The sequence below is a fragment of the Pseudomonas sp. S5D5 genome (assembly GCF_003013355.1).
GTDB classification, from domain to species: Bacteria; Pseudomonadota; Gammaproteobacteria; order Pseudomonadales; family Pseudomonadaceae; genus Aquipseudomonas; species Aquipseudomonas aylmerensis.
On the sequence record NZ_PTEO01000001.1, the window covers coordinates 956713 to 975030 of the forward strand.

Annotated in this window: 18 protein-coding genes; 11 read left to right on the forward strand and 7 right to left on the reverse strand. The window is 62.2% G+C overall.

Annotation, left to right across the window (positions count from 1 at the left end):
- Positions 1–69: 69 nt before the first annotated feature.
- The 3 genes from antC to antA form a co-directional block, all read right to left on the reverse strand.
- Complete coding sequence (antC, locus tag C9990_RS04545) at positions 70–1074, reverse strand: anthranilate 1,2-dioxygenase electron transfer component AntC (protein ID WP_106802631.1); 1005 nt, start codon at positions 1072–1074, stop codon at positions 70–72.
- 223 nt (positions 1075–1297) lie between these two features.
- On the reverse strand, positions 1298–1789 hold the full coding sequence (gene antB, locus C9990_RS04550) for an anthranilate 1,2-dioxygenase small subunit (protein WP_106802632.1): 492 nt from the start codon (positions 1787–1789) through the stop codon (positions 1298–1300).
- Positions 1789–3180: an anthranilate 1,2-dioxygenase large subunit gene (gene antA / locus C9990_RS04555; protein ID WP_065908427.1), complete on the reverse strand. Its 1392-nt coding sequence runs from the start codon at positions 3178–3180 to the stop codon at positions 1789–1791. Before antA ends, antB begins: the two co-directional genes overlap by 1 nt.
- Before the next feature lie 311 nt (positions 3181–3491).
- Between antA and C9990_RS04560 the strand changes: the two genes are divergently transcribed.
- Positions 3492–4484 (forward strand): helix-turn-helix domain-containing protein, encoded by a 993-nt coding sequence (locus C9990_RS04560; protein WP_106805603.1) that lies wholly within the window; start codon positions 3492–3494, stop codon positions 4482–4484.
- A 115-nt stretch (positions 4485–4599) separates the two neighbouring features.
- On the opposite strand, the gene C9990_RS04565 is transcribed toward C9990_RS04560, so the two are convergent.
- Positions 4600–5475 carry a LysR family transcriptional regulator gene (locus C9990_RS04565; RefSeq protein WP_106802633.1) on the reverse strand — a complete coding sequence of 292 codons (876 nt, stop codon included), beginning with the start codon at positions 5473–5475 and terminating at the stop codon, positions 4600–4602.
- A 114-nt stretch (positions 5476–5589) separates the two neighbouring features.
- Here C9990_RS04565 and C9990_RS04570 point away from each other — a divergent pair, with 114 nt between their 5' ends.
- From C9990_RS04570 to catA, 3 genes are read left to right on the forward strand one after another with little or no spacing between them, the layout of a single operon-like run.
- Positions 5590–6717: a muconate cycloisomerase family protein gene (locus tag C9990_RS04570; protein WP_106802634.1), complete on the forward strand. Its 1128-nt coding sequence runs from the start codon at positions 5590–5592 to the stop codon at positions 6715–6717.
- Between the two features lie 12 nt (positions 6718–6729).
- Complete coding sequence (catC, locus tag C9990_RS04575; protein WP_106802635.1) at positions 6730–7020, forward strand: muconolactone Delta-isomerase; 291 nt, start codon at positions 6730–6732, stop codon at positions 7018–7020.
- A gap of 41 nt (positions 7021–7061) precedes the next feature.
- Positions 7062–7991 carry a catechol 1,2-dioxygenase gene (gene catA / locus C9990_RS04580; RefSeq protein WP_065908436.1) on the forward strand — a complete coding sequence of 310 codons (930 nt, stop codon included), beginning with the start codon at positions 7062–7064 and terminating at the stop codon, positions 7989–7991.
- 105 nt (positions 7992–8096) lie between these two features.
- Here catA and C9990_RS04585 read toward each other — a convergent pair whose 3' ends face one another.
- Positions 8097–8570: an Lrp/AsnC family transcriptional regulator gene (locus C9990_RS04585; protein ID WP_106802636.1), complete on the reverse strand. Its 474-nt coding sequence runs from the start codon at positions 8568–8570 to the stop codon at positions 8097–8099.
- Positions 8571–8713: 143 nt separating this feature from the next.
- Between C9990_RS04585 and kynU the strand changes: the two genes are divergently transcribed.
- Positions 8714–9964, forward strand: coding sequence for a kynureninase (gene kynU / locus C9990_RS04590; protein ID WP_106802637.1), 1251 nt, complete (start codon positions 8714–8716; stop codon positions 9962–9964).
- Between the two features lie 137 nt (positions 9965–10101).
- The gene (locus tag C9990_RS04595; protein WP_106802638.1) at positions 10102–11508 is read left to right on the forward strand and encodes an amino acid permease; all 1407 of its coding nucleotides are present in this window, start codon (positions 10102–10104) and stop codon (positions 11506–11508) included.
- Here C9990_RS04595 and C9990_RS04600 read toward each other — a convergent pair.
- Entirely contained in the window at positions 11454–12344 is an 891-nt protein-coding gene (locus C9990_RS04600) for a LysR substrate-binding domain-containing protein (protein WP_106802639.1), read from the reverse strand. The genes C9990_RS04595 and C9990_RS04600 overlap by 55 nt on opposite strands.
- A gap of 120 nt (positions 12345–12464) precedes the next feature.
- On the opposite strand from C9990_RS04600, the gene C9990_RS04605 reads away from it, so the two are divergent.
- The 5 genes from C9990_RS04605 (at position 12465) to C9990_RS04625 (ending at position 17736) form a co-directional block, all read left to right on the forward strand.
- The gene (locus C9990_RS04605) at positions 12465–13229 is read left to right on the forward strand and encodes a sulfite exporter TauE/SafE family protein (RefSeq protein ID WP_106802640.1); all 765 of its coding nucleotides are present in this window, start codon (positions 12465–12467) and stop codon (positions 13227–13229) included.
- 122 nt (positions 13230–13351) lie between these two features.
- Positions 13352–13942: an NAD(P)H-dependent oxidoreductase gene (locus C9990_RS04610; RefSeq protein ID WP_065908447.1), complete on the forward strand. Its 591-nt coding sequence runs from the start codon at positions 13352–13354 to the stop codon at positions 13940–13942.
- A 30-nt stretch (positions 13943–13972) separates the two neighbouring features.
- Entirely contained in the window at positions 13973–14869 is an 897-nt protein-coding gene (locus C9990_RS04615) for a LysR family transcriptional regulator (protein ID WP_065908448.1), read from the forward strand.
- A gap of 103 nt (positions 14870–14972) precedes the next feature.
- On the forward strand, positions 14973–15866 hold the full coding sequence (locus C9990_RS04620) for an NAD-dependent epimerase/dehydratase family protein (RefSeq protein WP_065908450.1): 894 nt from the start codon (positions 14973–14975) through the stop codon (positions 15864–15866).
- Positions 15867–16290: 424 nt separating this feature from the next.
- Positions 16291–17736 carry a SulP family inorganic anion transporter gene (locus C9990_RS04625; RefSeq protein WP_106802641.1) on the forward strand — a complete coding sequence of 482 codons (1446 nt, stop codon included), beginning with the start codon at positions 16291–16293 and terminating at the stop codon, positions 17734–17736.
- Positions 17737–17759: 23 nt separating this feature from the next.
- Here C9990_RS04625 and C9990_RS04630 read toward each other — a convergent pair whose 3' ends face one another.
- Positions 17760–18140, reverse strand: coding sequence for a lysozyme inhibitor LprI family protein (locus C9990_RS04630; protein ID WP_065908454.1), 381 nt, complete (start codon positions 18138–18140; stop codon positions 17760–17762).
- Positions 18141–18318 lie beyond the last annotated feature (178 nt).

Below are 18318 nucleotides of genomic sequence, written 5' to 3' on the forward strand. Positions count from 1 at the left end.
ACATTCCCTTCTACTTGTTTTTCTCAGGGTTGATTGCACGCCGCACCAGCCCCTCAGAAGTGCTGAGGGTCAGATATTACTCTGCGTGAACTTTTCGTAATACAGCTGAACGCCATCAAGTGCCTGATCTGCCAGCCATTGCTGGATGGATTCGACCATTGGAGGGGGGCCGCACACGTACATATCTGCCGATCTGTCCCGCAATTCGGCCAGGTCGAAATGTTCGGTGAGGTAACCGCGCTTGCCGGGCCACGCCGGCGATGGGTTGCTCAGCACTTCGGTGTAGCGAAAATCGAGGGTGGAGGCGTATTGGTCGATGCGTTCGGCCTCGCACAGGTCCTCGGCACTGCGTACGCCGTAATACAGGTGTACCGGTTGGTCACAGCCGCTGGCAACCAGTTCATCGAGCATGCCCAGCAAGGCCGACAACCCGGTGCCACCGGCGACCAGCACCAGCGGCTTGGTCACCTGACGCAGGTAAAAAGCGCCCAGCGGCGCTTCCATCAAGAGGCGGTCGCCTACCTGGCAGCGCTCACGCAGGTAGTTGCTCATCACGCCGTCGGGCAACAGGCGGACCAGGAACTGCAGCTGATTGCCGGGCCGGTTGGCGAAGGAATACGAGCGCCAGCTGTCGGTGCCGGGAACGGACAGGCGCGCGTACTGGCCGGGCAGAAAATCCAGCGACGCGTCCAGCTGAACCTGCAGGATCGCCGTGCTGGCGGACACCAACTGCACCGCGCTCACCGTGCCTTGCAGCTGTACCGGGCCGGGCGCATTGCACAGGCTCGAATCAAAGTCGAAGTAGAACGTCGCGTCGGATTGCACACGGGTCTGGCAACTGAGCATCTTGCGTTGCTGCAGGTCGAGGCTGGAGAGGGCTTCCTCGTCCACATAATCCTGGGTGTACTCGCCGGACTCGCAACGGCCCTGGCACGTGCCGCATACGCCTTCGCGGCAATCCAGGGGGATCTTGATGCCGTTGCGCAGCGCCGCATCCAACAGGATCTCGTGGGCGCCCACCGGGAAAAACAGGGTCTTGCCATCGGCGAAGCTGAAGGCCACTTTGTGATTCATGTGTTGGTCTCCGCATAGTCATGAGCGTGTCGAGTGCGCCTGTCGTGGCGAGCGGGCTTGTCCTGCGTTGGGGCGTGCAGCGGGTCCTGGTCCAGGCACCGCTGTTTGACTGAAGAGATGCGGTGACTGTATTGGGGCCGCTGCGCGCCCCAACGCGGGGCAAGCCCGCTCGCCACAACAATCCTGCTCAGCACAACAATCCTGCTCGCCACAACAAGCGCGTTTAGAGGTGATAGAAATCCAGCACCGAGTTGATGGTGTCGTTGAGCAGCAACGCGTGCTTGCGGGTGATCAGCCAACTTTCGCCATGGGGTTTGAGGCGGTAGGTGGCGTGCCCGTAGAACTGCTCCGAGGTGGCCAGGCGATAGAACAGCGTGTGCCAGTTCAGGCGCACTTCCAGCGTGCCGTCCGCCTGCTCGTTGATGCGCACGTTATTGATCAGGTGCAAGGTGCGCGGCATCGGCGTGGCGGATGCCGCCTTGCCGGTGCGCAGGCGGAAGACGCGGTCCTCCAGGCCCGAACGGTTGGCGTAGTAGATCAGCGACATCTCGCGCTTGGGGTCGCGGGTGTAGACGTGTTCGGAGTCCCATTGCGGCAGATGGAACTCACTCTGGGGGTCGAACAGCTCTACATAGGCGTCCCAGTCCTGGGCATCGCAGAGCTCGGATTTACGGTAGAAAAACTGCTCGATCTGGTACTGCAATGGCGCGTTCATCATTTCACCTCCCGCAGTTTCAACGCGTGTCGATCAAGGCCGTCGAGCAGGAACTGCTGCCAGTTGCGGTGCTGGTTGACGTACAAGCCTTCGTGGGTGAATTCGGTGCCGGTCATGGCCGGCTGGATGCCGATAGCCTCGCTGTTCGGCGTCGGGCCGGTCTCCCAGCGGTGGCTGCCGCGCGAGATGTCGCTCCAGCGCTCCAGGCGCCCCTGGAAGCCACGCTGGGCTTCGCGGAACTCCACGAGGTCGTCCGGTGTGCCCATGCCGGACACGTTGAAGAAATCCTCGAACTGGCGGATGCGGTTCTCGCGGTCGGCGTCGGACTCGCCCTTCACCCCCAGGCACTGGCTGATGATCTCGGTCTTGTTCCACGCCACCGGGCGGATGATGCGCAGCTGTGAGCTGATCTGGTCGAGGAAGAACAGGCTCGGGTAGATGTTCAGGTTGCGCAGGCGGTGCATCATCCACTCGGCTTTTTGCTGGCCGTGCTCTTCGACCAGGCGCGGCATGATCGTGGCGTAGCCGGAGCGCACGCTGGGGTTGGGCATGTCGCTGAACAGCACGCTGTGCCCGTTGTTGAAAGCGAACCAGCCGTCATCGGTATTCGCGTCGCCGGCGCCAAGCTTGCTGTAGTCCAGGGTGCTGGCGGACCCGCTGCCGTTCTCGGTATTGACCTGCTGGCGATGCTGCACCGTGGCCACGTAGTTATAGTGCACGGTGCTGACGTGGTAGCCGTCCAGGCCGTTTTCGTTTTGCAGCTTCCAGTTGCCGTCATAGGTGTAGGCGGACTTGCCCGGCAGCACTTCCAACTCTCCGGTGGCGGACTGCGCGACCATCATGTCGAAGAACACTTTGGCATCGCCCAGGAACGCTTCCAGGCTGTCCGTGCCGTGCACGTCCAGGCTGATGAATACGAAGCCCTTGTAGCTGTCGATGCGTGCCTTTTTCAAACCGCGCGTGGCCTTGTCGAAACCTTCCGGGTATTCCCCCGGTGCCTTGACCTTCACCAGCCGGCCGTCACTCTTGTAGCACCAGGCGTGGAACGGGCAGGTGAAGGTGGACTGGTTGCCCTTGCCAACCCGAGTCAGGGTGGTGCCGCGATGCTGGCAGGCGTTGATCAGCGCATTCAGTTGGCCTTCGCCGTCGCGGGTGATGATCATCGGCTGGCGCCCGGCGCGCATCGTCACAAAGTCGTGGTTATTGGCCAGCTCGCTTTCGTGGCAGGCGTAGATCCAGTTCTTCTCGAAGATCAACTCCATCTCCAGGTCGAACAGCTCCGGCTCGGTGAACATGTCGCGGGCGATACGGAACACGGCATCGGCCGGGCGAAAATCCAGGCAGCTTTCGATAAAGCTTTTCCATTGCTCGACGCTTCTTGCACCACTCATGGGAGGCACCTTTTGATAATGGCTAAACAGGTGGGCCATTAAGAGGCTGCGACGCGGCGAGGGGCTATCCGGTTAATGGGCAAAGGCAGGCCGCAAAGTTGGGCAGCAAATACCCACGGCGGTGCAGGGCGGTGACGTGATGCGCTACTGTCTTGCAAGGTGAGGGTCGAAAAAGCCGTCGGCTTATCCACTTAGTCGACGGTTGCTATCCACCCAGTGGCAATACGGCTGGCGTGGCGTAAAACTTGCTGTCGATCAACCAGGACGCGCCGTCAGAGCGCGCCGGCCACAATTGCCGTGGGTGCCCCGTGATGAGTAGCAATACACGCGATATACGTATCGAGCGTTTCGACCTTGAAGGCGCCTGCAGCTGGATGTCCGGCATCTGCGGGCCGCACCGGCTGCAAACCGCGACGCCGGAGCGAATCCGCTTTCACCACAGTGCCAATGTGTTCAAGTCCCGCGCCACGACGCTGGGGATTATCGAATACGGCACTGACGTCACCATCGACATCGAGGACGCCGAGCACTTCAGCAGCTACAGCCTGACCCTGCCGCTGGTGGGCGAGCAGGAGCTGAGCAAGAACGGCGAACGGCTCATGTCCAACCGTGACCAGGGCGTGATCATCTCGCCCAACGAACATCAGGTGCTGGAGATTTCGGGCGACTGCCGCAAGCTGCAGGTGGTGATCACCCGCGCGGCCATGAGCGAGTCGCTGGAAGGCTTGCTGCAACGGCCGATTGAGGCGCCGCTGCGCTTCGAAGCGGTGATGGATGCAGTCGACGGCGCTTCTGCGTCGTGGTGGCGCATGGCGCGGTATTTCATCGCCGAGCTGGAGCGCAGCAGTGAGCTGTATGACCAGGCGGCGTTTACCCGGGACCTGGAAAGTTCGCTGATCAAGGGCTTGATCCTGGCCCAGCCGAACAACTACTCCGAAGAGCTGCGGGACATGCTGGGCGTGAAGCTGCCGCACTATTTGATCCGCGCCCGGCAGTACATCCACGACAACGCCCGCGAAGCGGTGCACCTGGAGGATCTGGAAGCGGCGGCTGGAGTGTCGCGTTTCAAGCTGTTCGACGCCTTTCGCAAATACTTCGCCCTGTCGCCCATGGCCTACCTGAAGAAATACCGCCTGGGCGCCGTGCGCCAGCAAATCCTCGAACACGGCTCAACCCACACCATCTCCGAAATCGCCCTGGGCTGGGGGTTTACCCACCTGGGCCGATTCTCGGCCGAGTACCGCAAGCTGTTCGATGAACCCCCTAGCCAGACGTTGCAACGCAAGCGCCTGCGCAGCTTCTGAACCCGATGAAACGCACAGTGTGGGAGCTGGCTTGCCTGCGATGGCGGTGCAACATTCACCACCGCCATCGCAGGCAAGCCAGCTCCCACCCTGGATTTTCAATGTATGGAATTTTTCAGATCAACTCTTCCACCAAGTGCAAACAATGACTCAGCCCCGGCGACTGATCATTCACCCGCCGGCTGAGGATGATCGGCGACGTCGCGGTGGCTTCCACAATCGGCGTGTAGCCGATGTCCGCGCGGTGCAGCACCTGCACCGAAGCCGGTACCAGCGTCACGCCCATGCCCGCGCCGACCAGGCCGATGGCGGTCTGCAATTCGTTGGTCCACTGCGCCACCTTGAGGCTCAAGCCGTGCGCATCGAACAACGCAATCACGTGGTCGGCATAGCTGGGGCGCGGGTTGCCGGGGTACAGCACGATCGGCTCGGCGGCCAGTTGGGCAAGGGTGGCGGGCGCCTCGAGCAGAGGATGGCCGGCGGGCAGCACGGCCACCAGGCGGTCCTCCACCAGCACGCGCTGGACGATGGCCGGGTCGTCGATGCGGATACGCCCGAAACCCACATCAATGCGCCCGGCCTTGAGCGCTTCGACCTGCTGCAGGGTGGTCATCTCCGACAAGCCCAACTCCAGCTCCAGCGCGTCATGGTTGCGCAGGCGCCGGATCAGTTCGGGCAGCACGCCATACAGCGTCGACGGGGCAAAGCCGATGCCCAGCCAAGTCTTCTCACCCTGGCCAATGCGCCGGGTGTTGTCGCAGACCTTGCCCAATTGTTCGAGCAACACATTGGCGTGCTCATAGAAAAACCGCCCGGCTTCGGTCAGCCGCAGGGGCCGGCCGCGTTCGAGCAGGACCACGCCCAACTCATCCTCCAGTTGCTGGATCTGCCGGCTCAACGGCGGCTGGGCGATGTGCAGGCGTTCGGCGGCGCGGGTGAAGTTGAGGGTTTCCCCCAACACCTGGAAATAGCGCAGGTGACGCAGTTCCATGACGGCTCCTTTCATACCTTGAGGGTATTGTGCGAGACCCATTCTATATTGGAAGCCTCGAAAAATAGGGTACAGAATCGGCCAAAACCAATAAAGAACCCAACGGGTATTGCCATGCCGATTTGCGCCATCGAGTCGATCGACACCGTCATCGTCGACCTTCCTACCATCCGCCCGCACAAGCTGGCGATGCACACCATGCAAAACCAGACCCTGGTGATCATCCGCGTGCGCTGCGCCGACGGCATCGAGGGCATCGGTGAAGCCACCACCATTGGCGGCCTGAGCTACGGCAACGAGAGCCCCGACAGCATCAAGGTCAACATCGACCGCCATTTCGCACCGCTGCTGATCGGCCAGGACGCGAGCAATATCAACGCGGCGATGCTGCGCCTGGAGCGCAGTATTCGCGGCAACACCTTTGCCAAGTCAGGTATCGAAAGCGCCTTGCTCGACGCCCTGGGCAAGCGCCTGGACCTGCCGGTCAGCGAGCTGCTCGGGGGCCGCGTGCGCGATGCCTTGCCGGTGGCCTGGACCCTGGCCAGCGGCAACACCGAACAGGACATAGCCGAGGCCGAAAAGATGCTCGACCTGCGTCGCCACCGCATCTTCAAGTTGAAGATCGGTGCCGGTGAAGTCGGGCGCGACCTGGCCCATGTCATCGCGATCAAGAAAGCGTTGGGCGAGCGCGCCAGTGTGCGCGTCGACGTCAACCAGGCCTGGGACGAAGCCGTGGCCCTGCGCGCGTGCAAGGTACTCGGCGACCACGGTATCGACCTGATCGAACAGCCGATCTCGCGCAACAACCGTAGCGGCATGGCCCGGCTCAACCTGTCCAGCCCGACGCCGATCATGGCGGATGAATCCATCGAATGCGTGGAGGATGCCTTCAACCTGGCCCGCGAAGGCGCGGCGTCGGTGTTCGCGCTGAAGATCGCCAAGAACGGCGGCCCCCGCGCGGTGTTGCGCACGGCGGCGATTGCCGAGGCCGCGGGGATCGGCCTCTACGGCGGCACCATGCTCGAAGGCGGCATCGGCACCCTGGCCTCGGCGCATGCCTTCCTGACCTTGAACAAACTGGCGTGGGACACCGAACTGTTCGGCCCCTTGTTGCTCACCGAAGACATCCTGGTCGAGCCGCCGGTGTACCGCGATTTCCAGTTGCATGTCTCCACCGCTCCGGGCCTGGGCCTGGCCATCGATGAAGAGCGCCTGGCGTTCTTCCGTCGTGATAAACACTAAGAGGCGCCTGCCATGCTGTTCCACGTAAAAATGACCGTGAACCTGCCCGTCGACATGAATACCGAGCGGGCCGCCAGCCTCAAGGCCGACGAAAAAGCCCTGGCGCAGCGCCTGCAACAACAGGGCAAATGGCGCCACCTGTGGCGCATCGCCGGGCACTACGCCAACTACAGCGTGTTTGATGTCGACAGCGTGCAAGAGCTGCACGACCTGCTGATGCAACTACCGCTCTACCCCTACATGGCCATCGAAGTGAATGCCCTGTGCCGGCACCCTTCGTCGATCCATGAGGACGACCGCTGAGCCTGTTCTGCACCCAATAATTACAAGATGAGGATTGCACCATGTCCATCCGACTGTCCCAGACTGCCCACGCCCAACAGTTCCTCGAGGAAGCCAGCGGCAACCTCAATGACGGCGGCAGCCCGCGCACCAAGGCGCTGATCTACCGGATCCTGCGCGATACGGTAAACATCATCGAAGACCTCGAAGTGACCCCGGAAGAGTTCTGGAAGGCGGTCAACTACCTGAATGAGCTGGGCAAGAACCAGGAGGCGGGGCTGCTCGCCGCCGGGCTCGGCCTGGAGCATTACCTGGACTTGCTGATGGACGCCGCTGACGAGCAAGCCGGTAAATCCGGCGGCACTCCGCGCACCATCGAGGGCCCCCTGTATGTGGCGGGTGCGCCGCTGTCCAAGTACGAGGCGCGGCTGGACGATGGCACGGACGCCGCGGTGCCGCTGTTCATGCGCGGGCAAGTGCGTGACACCGATGGCAAACCGTTGGCGGGGGCGATCGTGGATGTGTGGCAGGCCAATACCGGCGGCACCTATTCGTGGTTTGACCCGACGCAATCGGCGTTCAACCTGCGTCGGCGCATCGAGACCGACGCCCAGGGCAACTACCGGTTTCGCAGCATCGTGCCGTCCGGCTACGGCTGCCCGCCAACCGGGCCGACCCAGCAGTTGCTTGATCAACTGGGGCGTCACGGGCAGCGGCCGGCGCACATCCACTTCTTTATCTCGGCCCCGGGCCATCGGCACCTGACCACGCAGATCAACCTGTCGGATGATCCGTACCTGCATGATGATTTTGCCTACGCCACGCGGGATGAATTGATCGCCGAAATTCGCTTCAGCGACGATCCGCAACTGGCCCGGGAATTTGGCGTGGAAGGGCGGTTTGCGCAGATTGATTTTGACTTCGAGCTGCAGGTGGCTGATGCACCGGTAGAGCAGAAACGCATGCAGCGCGTGCGCGCCCTCGAAGACTGAACGCGGTAAAAAATGTGGGAGCTGGCTTGCCTGCGATAGCGGTGGTGAATGACACACCGCCATCGCAGGCAAGCCAGCTCCCACAGTTGATGTGGGGTGTTCGTGCTATTTGCGCACTACCAGATCCAGCACCTCATCCCGGTCCTTGATCTTCTGCAACACGATCTCCGAGCGAATATCCATCACCCCCGCCGTGCGGTTCAGGTGGTTCACGATGAAGTCCGAAAAATGCTTGAGGTTGCGTGCCTGCACCCGCAGCACATAGTTGCTGGCGCCGGTGATCACATAGGCACTGGCGACCTCCGGCCAGCCTTGCACCTTCTTGATGAACGTCTCGTGCCAATCCTCCCCATCCTGGCGCAATGACAGGTGGACGATGGCCTCCAGCTCAATCCCCAACTGCTCGGCATTCAGGACCGCGCGGTAGCCGCTGATGATTCCCTCGCTCTCCAGCAGGCGCAACCGGCGCAGGCAGGCGGAGGGCGACAGGGCGACCTTTTCCGCCAGTTCCTGGTTGCTGATACGCCCATCCTGTTGCAGGAAATGCAGGAGGCGAAGGTCGGTGGCGTCAAGAATCATGGTTAGAATAAATCCGCGTATTTGGAGGTTAAATTCGAATTTCCTACAGCTTAATTAGCCTGTTACCCACCACTTTGCACGAAAATTCTCTAAAGCTTCGTTCATTATTTGGTCCATATTCCTTATAAAAACCAGGACAGCCCATGACCCTTCGAAGCCATTGCCAAGCCCTAGACGCCCAGGACCCCCTGGCGCCGCTGCGTCAACAGTTCGCCTTGCCGGCGGGCGTGATCTATCTCGACGGCAACTCCCTCGGTGCACGCCCGGTGGCCGCGTTGGCGCGGGCGCAGGCGGTGATCGCCGAAGAGTGGGGCAACGGCTTGATTCGCAGTTGGAACAGCGCGGGCTGGGCGGATCTGTCGCAGCGCCTGGGCAATCGCCTGGCACCGCTGATCGGTGCGCGCGACGGCGAAGTGGTGATCACCGATACCACCTCGATCAACCTGTTCAAAGTGCTCAGCGCGGCGCTGAGCGTGCAGCGCCAGCGCACGCCGGCACGCAAGGTGATTGTCAGCGAAGCGAGCAACTTTCCCACCGACCTGTATATCGCCGAAGGCCTTGCCGAACTGCTGCAACAAGGCTATTCGCTGCGGCTGGTCAACAGCCCCGACGAGCTGCCCGAAGCCATCGACCAGGACGTGGCAGTGGTGATGCTCACCCACGTCAACTACAAGACCGGCTACATGTACGACATGCAGGCACTCACCGCCTTGAGCCATGAGTGCGGCGCGTTGAGTATCTGGGACCTGGCGCATTCGGCGGGCGCGGTGCCCATCGACCTGCACGCCGCGGGGGCTGATTACGCGATTGGCTGCACCTACAAATACCTGAACGGCGGGCCAGGCTCCCAGGCGTTTGTGTGGGTGAATCCGGAGTTGGTGGATGTGGTGCGCCAGCCATTGTCGGGCTGGTTCGGGCACACTCGGCAGTTCGCCATGGAGTCGACCTACGCGCCCAGCAGCGGCATTGCACGCTACCTGTGCGGCACGCAGCCGATCACTTCCTTGGCCATGGTCGAATGCGGCCTGGAGATTTTTGCCCAGACCGACATGGCCAGCTTGCGCGCCAAGTCGCTGGCCCTGACCGACCTGTTTATCGACCTGGTCGAAGCTCGTTGCGCCGCCCACGACCTGGTGCTGATCACCCCGCGTGACCACGCCCGGCGAGGCAGCCATGTGAGCTTCGAACACCCTGAAGGCTACGCGGTGATCCAGGCGTTGATCGCCCGTGGCGTGATCGGCGATTACCGCGAGCCGCGCATCATGCGCTTTGGCTTTACCCCGCTGTACACCAGCTTTACCGAGGTGTGGGACGCCGTGGAGATTCTCGGTGAAATCCTCGACAACGCCACGTGGGACCAGCCGCAATTCAAAGTCCGCAACAGCGTTACTTAACGGCAACACCTTTCACAGGTGGGAGCGGGCTTGCCTGCGATGGCGATGGTGAATTCACCGAAATCATCGCAGGCCAGCCCGCTCCCACAGGGTCCAACACCGGCAGTAACCATCACAATAATAAAGGGGCACCCCACGTGACCACGCCAGACAACGGCTTTGCAGAGATTACCCACCGCGAACTGGGCCTCAGGCGCCAGCTCACTTCCGGCCAGATGAGCATGATCGCCATCGGTGGCGCGATCGGTACCGGGCTGTTCATGGGCAGCGCCTATGCCATCGGCTATGCCGGGCCGAGTGTGCTGATCAGCTATGCCATCGGCGCGCTGATCACCTTGCTGCTGATGGGCTGCCTGGCCGAAATGACGGTGGCCCATTCCACCTCCGGCTCGTTTGGCGCCTACGCGGAGTTCTACGTCAGCCCGCTGGCCGGATTCCTGGTGCGTTATGCCTACTGGGCGGCGATCGTGCTGGCGGTGGGCGCCGAGGTCACGGCGGTGGCGATGTACATGAAGTACTGGTTCGCCAACGTACCGGAGTGGGTATGGATCGTGTCGTTTTCCAGCGTGCTGATCCTGCTCAATGCGATCAGCGTAAAGACCTTCGGCACCTTCGAATACTGGTTCTCGACCATCAAGATCAGCGCCATCGTCGCCTTCATCCTCCTCGCCGTCTACGTGGTGTTCGGCTCCGGCAACCCGGAATACGGCGTACAGAACTACACGGCCCACGACGGCTTTTTCCCGCATGGCCTGAGCGGCATGTGGATCGCGGTGATCGTGTCGATCTTCAGCTACCTCAGCGTGGAGATGATCGCCGTCGCCGCCGGTGAAGCGGCTGACCCGGAACAAGCGGTGAAAAAGGCCTTTCGCGCGACCATCGTGCGGCTGGTGGTGTTCTACCTGCTGACCCTGGCGCTGATGCTCGCCATCGTGCCGTGGAACCAGGCGGGCCAGACCCAGAGCCCGTTCGTCACGGTGATGCAGACCATCGGCATTCCCGGGGCGACCGGGGTGATGAATTTCGTGATCCTGATCGCGGCGCTGTCGGCGATGAACAGCCAGCTCTACATCACCACGCGGATGATGTTCAGCCTGTCTCGCGCAGGTTTTGCGCCCAAGTCCATGGGCGCCCTGAGCAAGAGCGGTATTCCGTTGAATGCGCTGTTGCTGTCCAGCTCGGGCATCGCGCTGGCAACCTTGCTTAACGTGGTGTACCCGGAAAGCTCGTTCACCCTGATGATGGCGATCTCGATGTTTGGCGCGATCTTCACCTGGTTCATGATCTTCCTCACGCACCTGTTCTTCCGGCGCTATCGCCAGCGCCATGGCGGCGCGAAGCTGTCGTTCGAACTGCGCCTGTTTCCCTACAGCACCTTGCTGGGCCTGGTGCTGATGGGCGCAGTGATGATCACCACGTACTTCACCGACGCGTTCAAGATGACCCTGGTGTTTGGCGTGCCGTTCCTGCTGATCCTGTCGGCGGTGTATTACGGGTTTTTCCGCAAGGGCAGGGCCAAGGCATCGAACAAGGCCCTGGCGTAACCCGGCAAATGTTCGAAAGAGCGTGCGCATAACAGCAATCGGCGACAGGCCCAGTCCTCCTTGAGCGGCTGGGCCTTGAAGCGGCGCCCCAGCGGCCAGCGTTCCAGTGCGGCCTGGGGCACGATGCCCAGCCCGGCGCCGCCGGCGACCATGCGAATCAGCCCATCAAAGCCATCGGCGCGAATGCGCGTCTGCAAGCGAAAACCCGCGTGCAGCGCCTGCTCCTCCAGGTACACCGCGAGTGCGCTGTTGGCGGCCAGGCCTACGTAGTCGTATTGCAGGCTGTCGATGAAACTCGCCGTGGTCAACGGATGATCAAGGGGCATGATCAGCACCAGCGGGTCGTCGCGAAACGCCAGCGTCTGCAAACCATGGGTGTCGACCGCATCAGAGATGATTCCCAGGTCGGCCGTGCCTTGGCGCAAGGCCTGGGTGATGCGCAGGCTCGGCAGCTCCTGCAGGTCGATATCCACGTTGGCGTGTTCGCGCAGGAAATCCGCCAGCAGTTCCGGCAGGTATTCGCTGAGCGCGGTGGTGTTGCACAACAGGCGCACCTGGCCTTTGACGCCATTGGCGTATTCCGCGAGGTCCTGTTGCAGGTGGTCGGCTTGTTGCAACAGCAGGCGCGCGTGGCGGGCCAGGGCTTTGCCGGCCGGCGTTGGGGTGACGCCACGACGGCCGCGCTCGAGAAAGGCGATGCCCAGCGAGGCCTCCATCGCCCGGATGCGCGCACTGGCCGCCGCCAGGGACAGATGACTGCGCGCGGCGCCGGCGGTGATGTTGCCGGTGTCGAGGATGTGCAGGTAGAGGCGCAGGTCGATCAAATCAAAGTGCATGGCGGCTGTTCTCGGGTGACTGGCTTGCCAGCGATGGCGTCCTCAGCCTCACGCAAAACAAGAGGCTGCCTCAGTATATGGCGAATTTCCCGCCGCATCGAAACCGCTCACAATCGCCCCATGAATACCTTCCTGACCTTCTACCAAAACCTCGGCCCAGCCCTTACGCTGCTGGTGATTGGTACCTTCCTGCTGGCCGGCACCGTCAAGGGGGTGATCGGCCTCGGCCTGCCCACCGTCGCCATGGGCATGCTCGGCCTGGCTATGCTGCCGGCGCAGGCTGCGGCGTTGCTGATCATTCCCTCGACAGTCACCAATCTCTGGCAACTGGCCTTCGGCGGGCACCTGAGCGCCTTGTTCAAGCGCCTGTGGCCGCTGCTGTTGCTGATTTTTCTCGGCACCGGGCTCGGCAGCGTGTGGCTGGGCATGGACGGCGGCCATTGGGTGGTGCGTGCGCTCGGCGGAGCCTTGCTGGTGTACGCATTGAGCGGGCTGTTTTTGCCCACGCTCAAGGTAAAGCCCGAGACCGAACGCTGGCTCGGCCCGCTGTGTGGGCTGATCACGGGGGTGATCACCTCGGCCACCGGTGTGTTTGTGATTCCGGCTGTCCCGTACCTGCAGGCATTGGGCTTGAACCGCGATGAGTTGGTGCAGGCGCTGGGCCTGTCGTTCACGGTTTCGACGCTGGCGCTGGCCGCCGGTTTGGCCTGGCGCGGCAGCCTCGGCGGTGGCGAAATCAACGCCTCGATGTTGGCGTTGTTCCCGGCGCTGCTGGGGATGTGGCTAGGCCAGACGCTGCGCCAGCGCATCAGCGCGGTGGTATTCAAACGCGTATTTTTCATCGGTATGGCGCTGTTGGGGGGTCACCTGCTGATTAGCGGATAATTCACAAGTGCGCAGTTATTCGTGCGTATGGGTCAAATGTATTTTGCTGCACCACCGCTTATTCCCAGGGTTACGAGTCGCTAGTCTGCCGCCAGACATTTCTAACCCCTTGGATCCCTGCGATGAAAAAAGTCCTCCTGCTCAACGGCGGTAAAAAATTCGCCCACTCCGATGGTCGCTACAACGCCACCCTGCACGACGCCGCCGTGGCCGTGCTGGACCGTGGCGGTATCGACGTCAAAGTCACCCACATCGACGAAGGCTACGATGTCGCCGAAGAAGTGGCCAAATTCCTCTGGGCCGACGTGATCATCTACCAGATGCCCGGCTGGTGGATGGGCGCACCGTGGATCGTCAAAAAGTACATCGACGAGGTCTTCACCGAAGGCCACGGCAGCCTGTACGCCAGCGACGGCCGCACCCGTTCCGATTCGTCGCAGAAATACGGTAGCGGCGGCCTGATCCAGGGCAAGCAGTACATGCTCTCGCTGACCTGGAACGCGCCGCAGCAAGCCTTCGACGACCCGAGCGATTTCTTTGAGGCCAAGGGCGTCGACGCGGTGTACTTTGCGTTCCACAAGGCCAACGAGTTCCTCGGCATGACCGGCCTGCCGACCTTCCTGTGCGTGGACGTGATGAAACGCCCGGCCATCGAGGCCGACGTGGCGCGCTACGAGCAGCACCTGGCGCAGGTGTTCAACCTCTCGGTGTAAGCTGGCAGGAATCGATAAAGAGGACAGCCTGTGAAAGCCCGATCCGATGAGCTCCAGATCTTCGTCAGCGTGATTGAATGCGGTTCGATTTCCGCCGCAGCGGAGCAGGTCGGGCAGACGCCTTCGGCGGTCAGCCGCACCCTGTCGCGCCTGGAAGCCAAGCTCGACACCACGTTGATCAACCGCACCACGCGGCGCATGGACCTGACTGAGGAGGGTAAATACTTCTTCGAGCAGGCCAAGGTGATCCTGGCGCAGATGGAGGAGCTGGAAGAACGCTTGTCGTCGCGTCAGAAAAACCCGGCCGGGCGCCTGCGCATCAATGCTGCAGTACCGTTCATGCTGCATGGGATCGTGCCATACATCGACGAGTTTCGCCGTTTGTACCCGGATATCCAGCTGGAGCTGAACAGCGATGACTTGATCATCGACCTGCTGGAACAGAGTACCGACATTGCCATTCGCATCGGCGTGCTGGCCGATTCGACCCTGCATGCGCGCGCCCTCGGCTGGTCGCCGCTGCATATCCTCGCCAGCCCTGAATACCTCAAGCAGCACGGCGCCCCGGCAACGGTGGCCGAGCTGGCCGACCACACATTGCTGGGGTTCACCCAGACCGAAACCCTCAACCACTGGCCATTGCGCCATGTGGAGGGCGACCGCTGGCTGATCCAGCCGGGGATTGCTGCGTCGAGTGGCGAAACCCTGCGTCACCTGGCCTTGGCAGGGCAGGGGATTTGCTGCCTGTCGAATTTCATGACCCTGGAAGACATCAGCGCCGGGCGCCTGGTGCCGGTGCTGGAAGCGTTCAATACCGGTTATCGCCAGCCGATCCACGCGGTGTTCTACCGCAACTCGCAACTGGCGCTGCGCATCCAGTGTTTCCTGGACTTCATCCAGGCCAAATTGGCGCGTTATGCCCGTTGATTCGTGACCTGCGCGCAAGAGTGAATTGGGCATCAGGGGCTTATTCGCCAGGGAGGGGTCCGTAACAATGGGCCCATCACTTACCCAGTCAGGAGCACACTCCATGAACGTATTCGTCACCGGCGCTGCAGGTTTTATCGGCGGCTCCATCGCCACGGGCCTGGTCAAGGCCGGCCATCACGTTACCGGCCTGGTGCGCAGCGCCGAGCAAGCGGCTGAAATGAGCGCCCTGGGCATTACCCCAGTCATCGGCACCCTGGATGACGCCGGCGTATTGACCGAGCAGGCCAAGCGCGCCGATGCGGTGATCAACGCTGCGAGCAGCGACCATCGTGCTGCCGTGGAAACCTTGCTGGCGGCGTTGAAAGGTTCGAACAAGCCATTCCTGCACACCAGCGGTTCGAGCATTGTTGGTGATGCATCCGGCGGCAAGGCCAGTGATGTCATCTACTTTGAAGACAACCTGCCGGCGCCGACGGTCGACAAGGCTGCGCGCGTGGCCATCGACAACCTGATCCTGGCGGCCGCCAACGACGGCGTGAACTCGGCGGTGATCTGCAACACCTTGATCTACGGGCACAGCCTGGGTGTGAAGCGGGACAGCGTGCAATTGCCGCGCTTGCTCAAGCAGGCCCGCAAGAGCGGCGTGGTGCGCCACGTGGGGACCGGGCAGAACATCTGGTCCAACGTGCACATTGACGACGTGGTGGCCCTGTATCTGCTGGCGCTGACCAGGAACGTGCCGGGCACCTTCTACTTTGTGGAAAGCGGCGAGGCGGCGTTTATCGACATGACCACCGCGATTGCCGCCGCCCTGAACCTGGGCCAGCCGCAGGATTGGCCATTGGCCGAGGCTGAAGCCGAGTGGGGCTATGAAATGGCCAACTATGGCCTGGGCTCCAACAGCCGCGTGCGCGGCAAACACGCGCGTGAACTGCTGGGCTGGGCGCCGAAGCGTACGTCGGTGGTGGAGTGGATTCGCCACGAGATGGTCTGAGTTTTCTGCCGCTCAACTTGTGGTTGTAGCTGTAGTTGGGCGGTCGGGCGGCCGGGCTTTTTGTGGCGAGCGGGCTTGCCCCGCGTTGGGCTGCGAAGCAGCCCCATCCCAGCCACCACCTATATTCCGACAGATATGCGCTGAATGGTTTGGGGGGCTGCTTCGCAGCCCAACGCGGGGCAAGCCCGCTCGCCACATGGAACGCGTCCGCCACACACAATTGCCTATCACACCAAGCCCGTCTGCCACACAAACGTGCCTATCACACCAAGCCCGTCCGCCACACACGCGTGCTTGTCAGAACGACTCCGTTTGTCACAACCGGCCCGTTCCCCACCGGGGATTGCCTGCCTGAAAAATCTGGTTCTGCCGCGTTCAATTCCGTACCATTCCCGGCCTTATCCCCGCAATGCCCTGGTACCTCATGAACCTCACCCGTCTGCGCGCCGATGCCCTGGCCGGCCTCACCACGTCTTTTGCGTTGCTGCCCGAATGCATCGCCTTTGCCCTGGTCGCCCACCTCAACCCGCTGATGGGCCTCTACGGCGCCTTTATCATCTGCACTCTCACGGCGCTGTTTGGCGGCCGGCCCGGCATGGTGTCGGGGGCGGCGGGCTCGATGGCGGTGGTGATCGTCGCGCTCGTGGTACAGCACGGCGTGGAGTACCTGCTGGCGACGGTGCTGCTGGGCGGCCTGATCATGGTCGCGTTCGGCCTGTTGCGCCTGGGCAAGCTGGTGCGCATGGTGCCGCACCCGGTGATGCTGGGGTTCGTCAACGGCCTGGCGATCATTATTGCGCTGGCGCAACTGGAACACTTCAAAAGCGGTGACACCTGGCTCAGCGGTACGCCGTTGTATGTGATGACCGGCCTGGTGCTGGTGACCATGGCCATCGTCTACCTGCTGCCGCGCATAACGCGCGCCGTGCCGCCGGCCCTGGTGGCGATTCTCGGCGTGGGCCTGGCGGTGTACCTGCTCGGCCTGCCGACCCGCACCCTCGGCGACATGGCCCACATCGCCGGCGGCCTGCCGACCTTTGCCCTGCCGCAGATCCCCTGGACCCTGGAAACCCTCGGCATCATCGCGCCCTACGCGTTCCTGATGGCCATGGTCGGCCTGCTGGAAACCCTGCTGACCTTGAACCTCACCGACGAAATCACCGAAAGCCGGGGCTACCCCGACCGCGAAAGCGTGGCCCTGGGGGCGGCGAATATGGTCTCGGGCCTGTTCGGTGGCATGGGCGGTTGCGCGATGATCGGGCAAACCGTGATCAACCTCAGTTCTGGCGGGCGCGGGCGTTTTTCCGGGGTGTTTGCCGGGGTGATGATCCTGTTGTTCATTCTGTTTCTGTCGCCGCTGATCGAGCGGATCCCGCTGGCGGCGCTGGTGGGGGTGATGTTTGTGGTGTCCCAGCAGACCTTCGCCTGGGCGTCGCTGCGGGTCATCAACAAAGTGCCGTTCAATGACGTGCTGGTGATTCTCGCGGTGACGGTGATTACCGTGTTCACCGACCTGGCCACCGCCGTGCTGTGCGGCATCGTGATTGCCGCGCTGAATTTTGCCTGGCAACAGGCGCGGGAATTGTATGCCGATGAGCATCTGGAGGCCGACGGCAGCAAGCTCTATCGCCTGCACGGCACCTTGTTCTTCGCCTCGACTACGCCATTCCTGAACCAATTCGATCCAGCCAACGACCCGGCCCAGGTGACGCTGGACTGCCGTCACCTGAGCTTTGTCGACTATTCAGCGATTGCCGCGCTGATGACCCTGCGCGAGCGCTACACCAAGGCCGGCAAGCACCTGCGGGTGCTGCATTTGTCCGAGCGCTGCAAGAAGCTGCTCAAGCGCGCCAAGGTCCATCACGATTAACCTGCCGGTTTCTACAACGGGCGTTATGGCCCGACCAGGTCTTCGAGTTCCTGGGCGCGGGTCTGGGTCATGTCCAGCACACAGCCGGAGCCATTGACCTGGTCGATCGTGCCGCCGGTGGCACTGCCGGCGAAGGCACAATTGGCGTCGCGGTATTTTATCCACAGGCGCTGCACGTCCTGCAGTTGCTGTTTGCGCGCGCCTTCCTGGGCGGCGAGGGCGGTCTTGTAGGCGCGGTTCAGGCGATCGTCCTGCACCTTGGCTTCCTTGGCGTTGCAACCGACCATGTCGGCGGTCGTGTTGGCGCCGTCCATGCATTTTTTCAGCGCCGCGTTATCGGCGGCCGAGGCAGCGCCGCACAAGGTCAGAAACAGCGCGCCGGCGGCGAGGGAGGTGCGAATCATGGTCGATTTTCCTGGGCATGAGTGGATGCGCATTCTATGACTCAACGCCCGCCCCTGAGTTTCCGGCAGTTGCTGATCTTCATGTAAGAACACACCTTGAATTTTCATGCGTGCGTGTCGGGCATATCCCAACGCGACAGCACGTGTCTGTGGGCGAAAATTACTTTCATAAAATTTG

Bases quoted from the DNA above. Each gene is read 5' to 3' on its own strand.
- C9990_RS04570 (WP_106802634.1), top strand. From the start codon at position 5,590: ATGCCGATTTGCGCCATCGAGTCGATCGACACCGTCATCGTCGACCTT.
- C9990_RS04605 (WP_106802640.1), top strand. From the start codon at position 12,465: ATGAATACCTTCCTGACCTTCTACCAAAACCTCGGCCCAGCCCTTACG.
- antC (WP_106802631.1), bottom strand. From the start codon at position 1,074: ATGAATCACAAAGTGGCCTTCAGCTTCGCCGATGGCAAGACCCTGTTT.
- antB (WP_106802632.1), bottom strand. From the start codon at position 1,789: ATGAACGCGCCATTGCAGTACCAGATCGAGCAGTTTTTCTACCGTAAA.
- catA (WP_065908436.1), top strand. From the start codon at position 7,062: ATGTCCATCCGACTGTCCCAGACTGCCCACGCCCAACAGTTCCTCGAG.
- C9990_RS04630 (WP_065908454.1), bottom strand. From the start codon at position 18,140: ATGATTCGCACCTCCCTCGCCGCCGGCGCGCTGTTTCTGACCTTGTGC.
- C9990_RS04565 (WP_106802633.1), bottom strand. From the start codon at position 5,475: ATGGAACTGCGTCACCTGCGCTATTTCCAGGTGTTGGGGGAAACCCTC.
- C9990_RS04610 (WP_065908447.1), top strand. From the start codon at position 13,352: ATGAAAAAAGTCCTCCTGCTCAACGGCGGTAAAAAATTCGCCCACTCC.
- catC (WP_106802635.1), top strand. From the start codon at position 6,730: ATGCTGTTCCACGTAAAAATGACCGTGAACCTGCCCGTCGACATGAAT.
- C9990_RS04620 (WP_065908450.1), top strand. From the start codon at position 14,973: ATGAACGTATTCGTCACCGGCGCTGCAGGTTTTATCGGCGGCTCCATC.
- kynU (WP_106802637.1), top strand. From the start codon at position 8,714: ATGACCCTTCGAAGCCATTGCCAAGCCCTAGACGCCCAGGACCCCCTG.
- C9990_RS04585 (WP_106802636.1), bottom strand. From the start codon at position 8,570: ATGATTCTTGACGCCACCGACCTTCGCCTCCTGCATTTCCTGCAACAG.
- C9990_RS04600 (WP_106802639.1), bottom strand. From the start codon at position 12,344: ATGCACTTTGATTTGATCGACCTGCGCCTCTACCTGCACATCCTCGAC.
- antA (WP_065908427.1), bottom strand. From the start codon at position 3,180: ATGAGTGGTGCAAGAAGCGTCGAGCAATGGAAAAGCTTTATCGAAAGC.
- C9990_RS04560 (WP_106805603.1), top strand. From the start codon at position 3,492: ATGAGTAGCAATACACGCGATATACGTATCGAGCGTTTCGACCTTGAA.
- C9990_RS04625 (WP_106802641.1), top strand. From the start codon at position 16,291: ATGAACCTCACCCGTCTGCGCGCCGATGCCCTGGCCGGCCTCACCACG.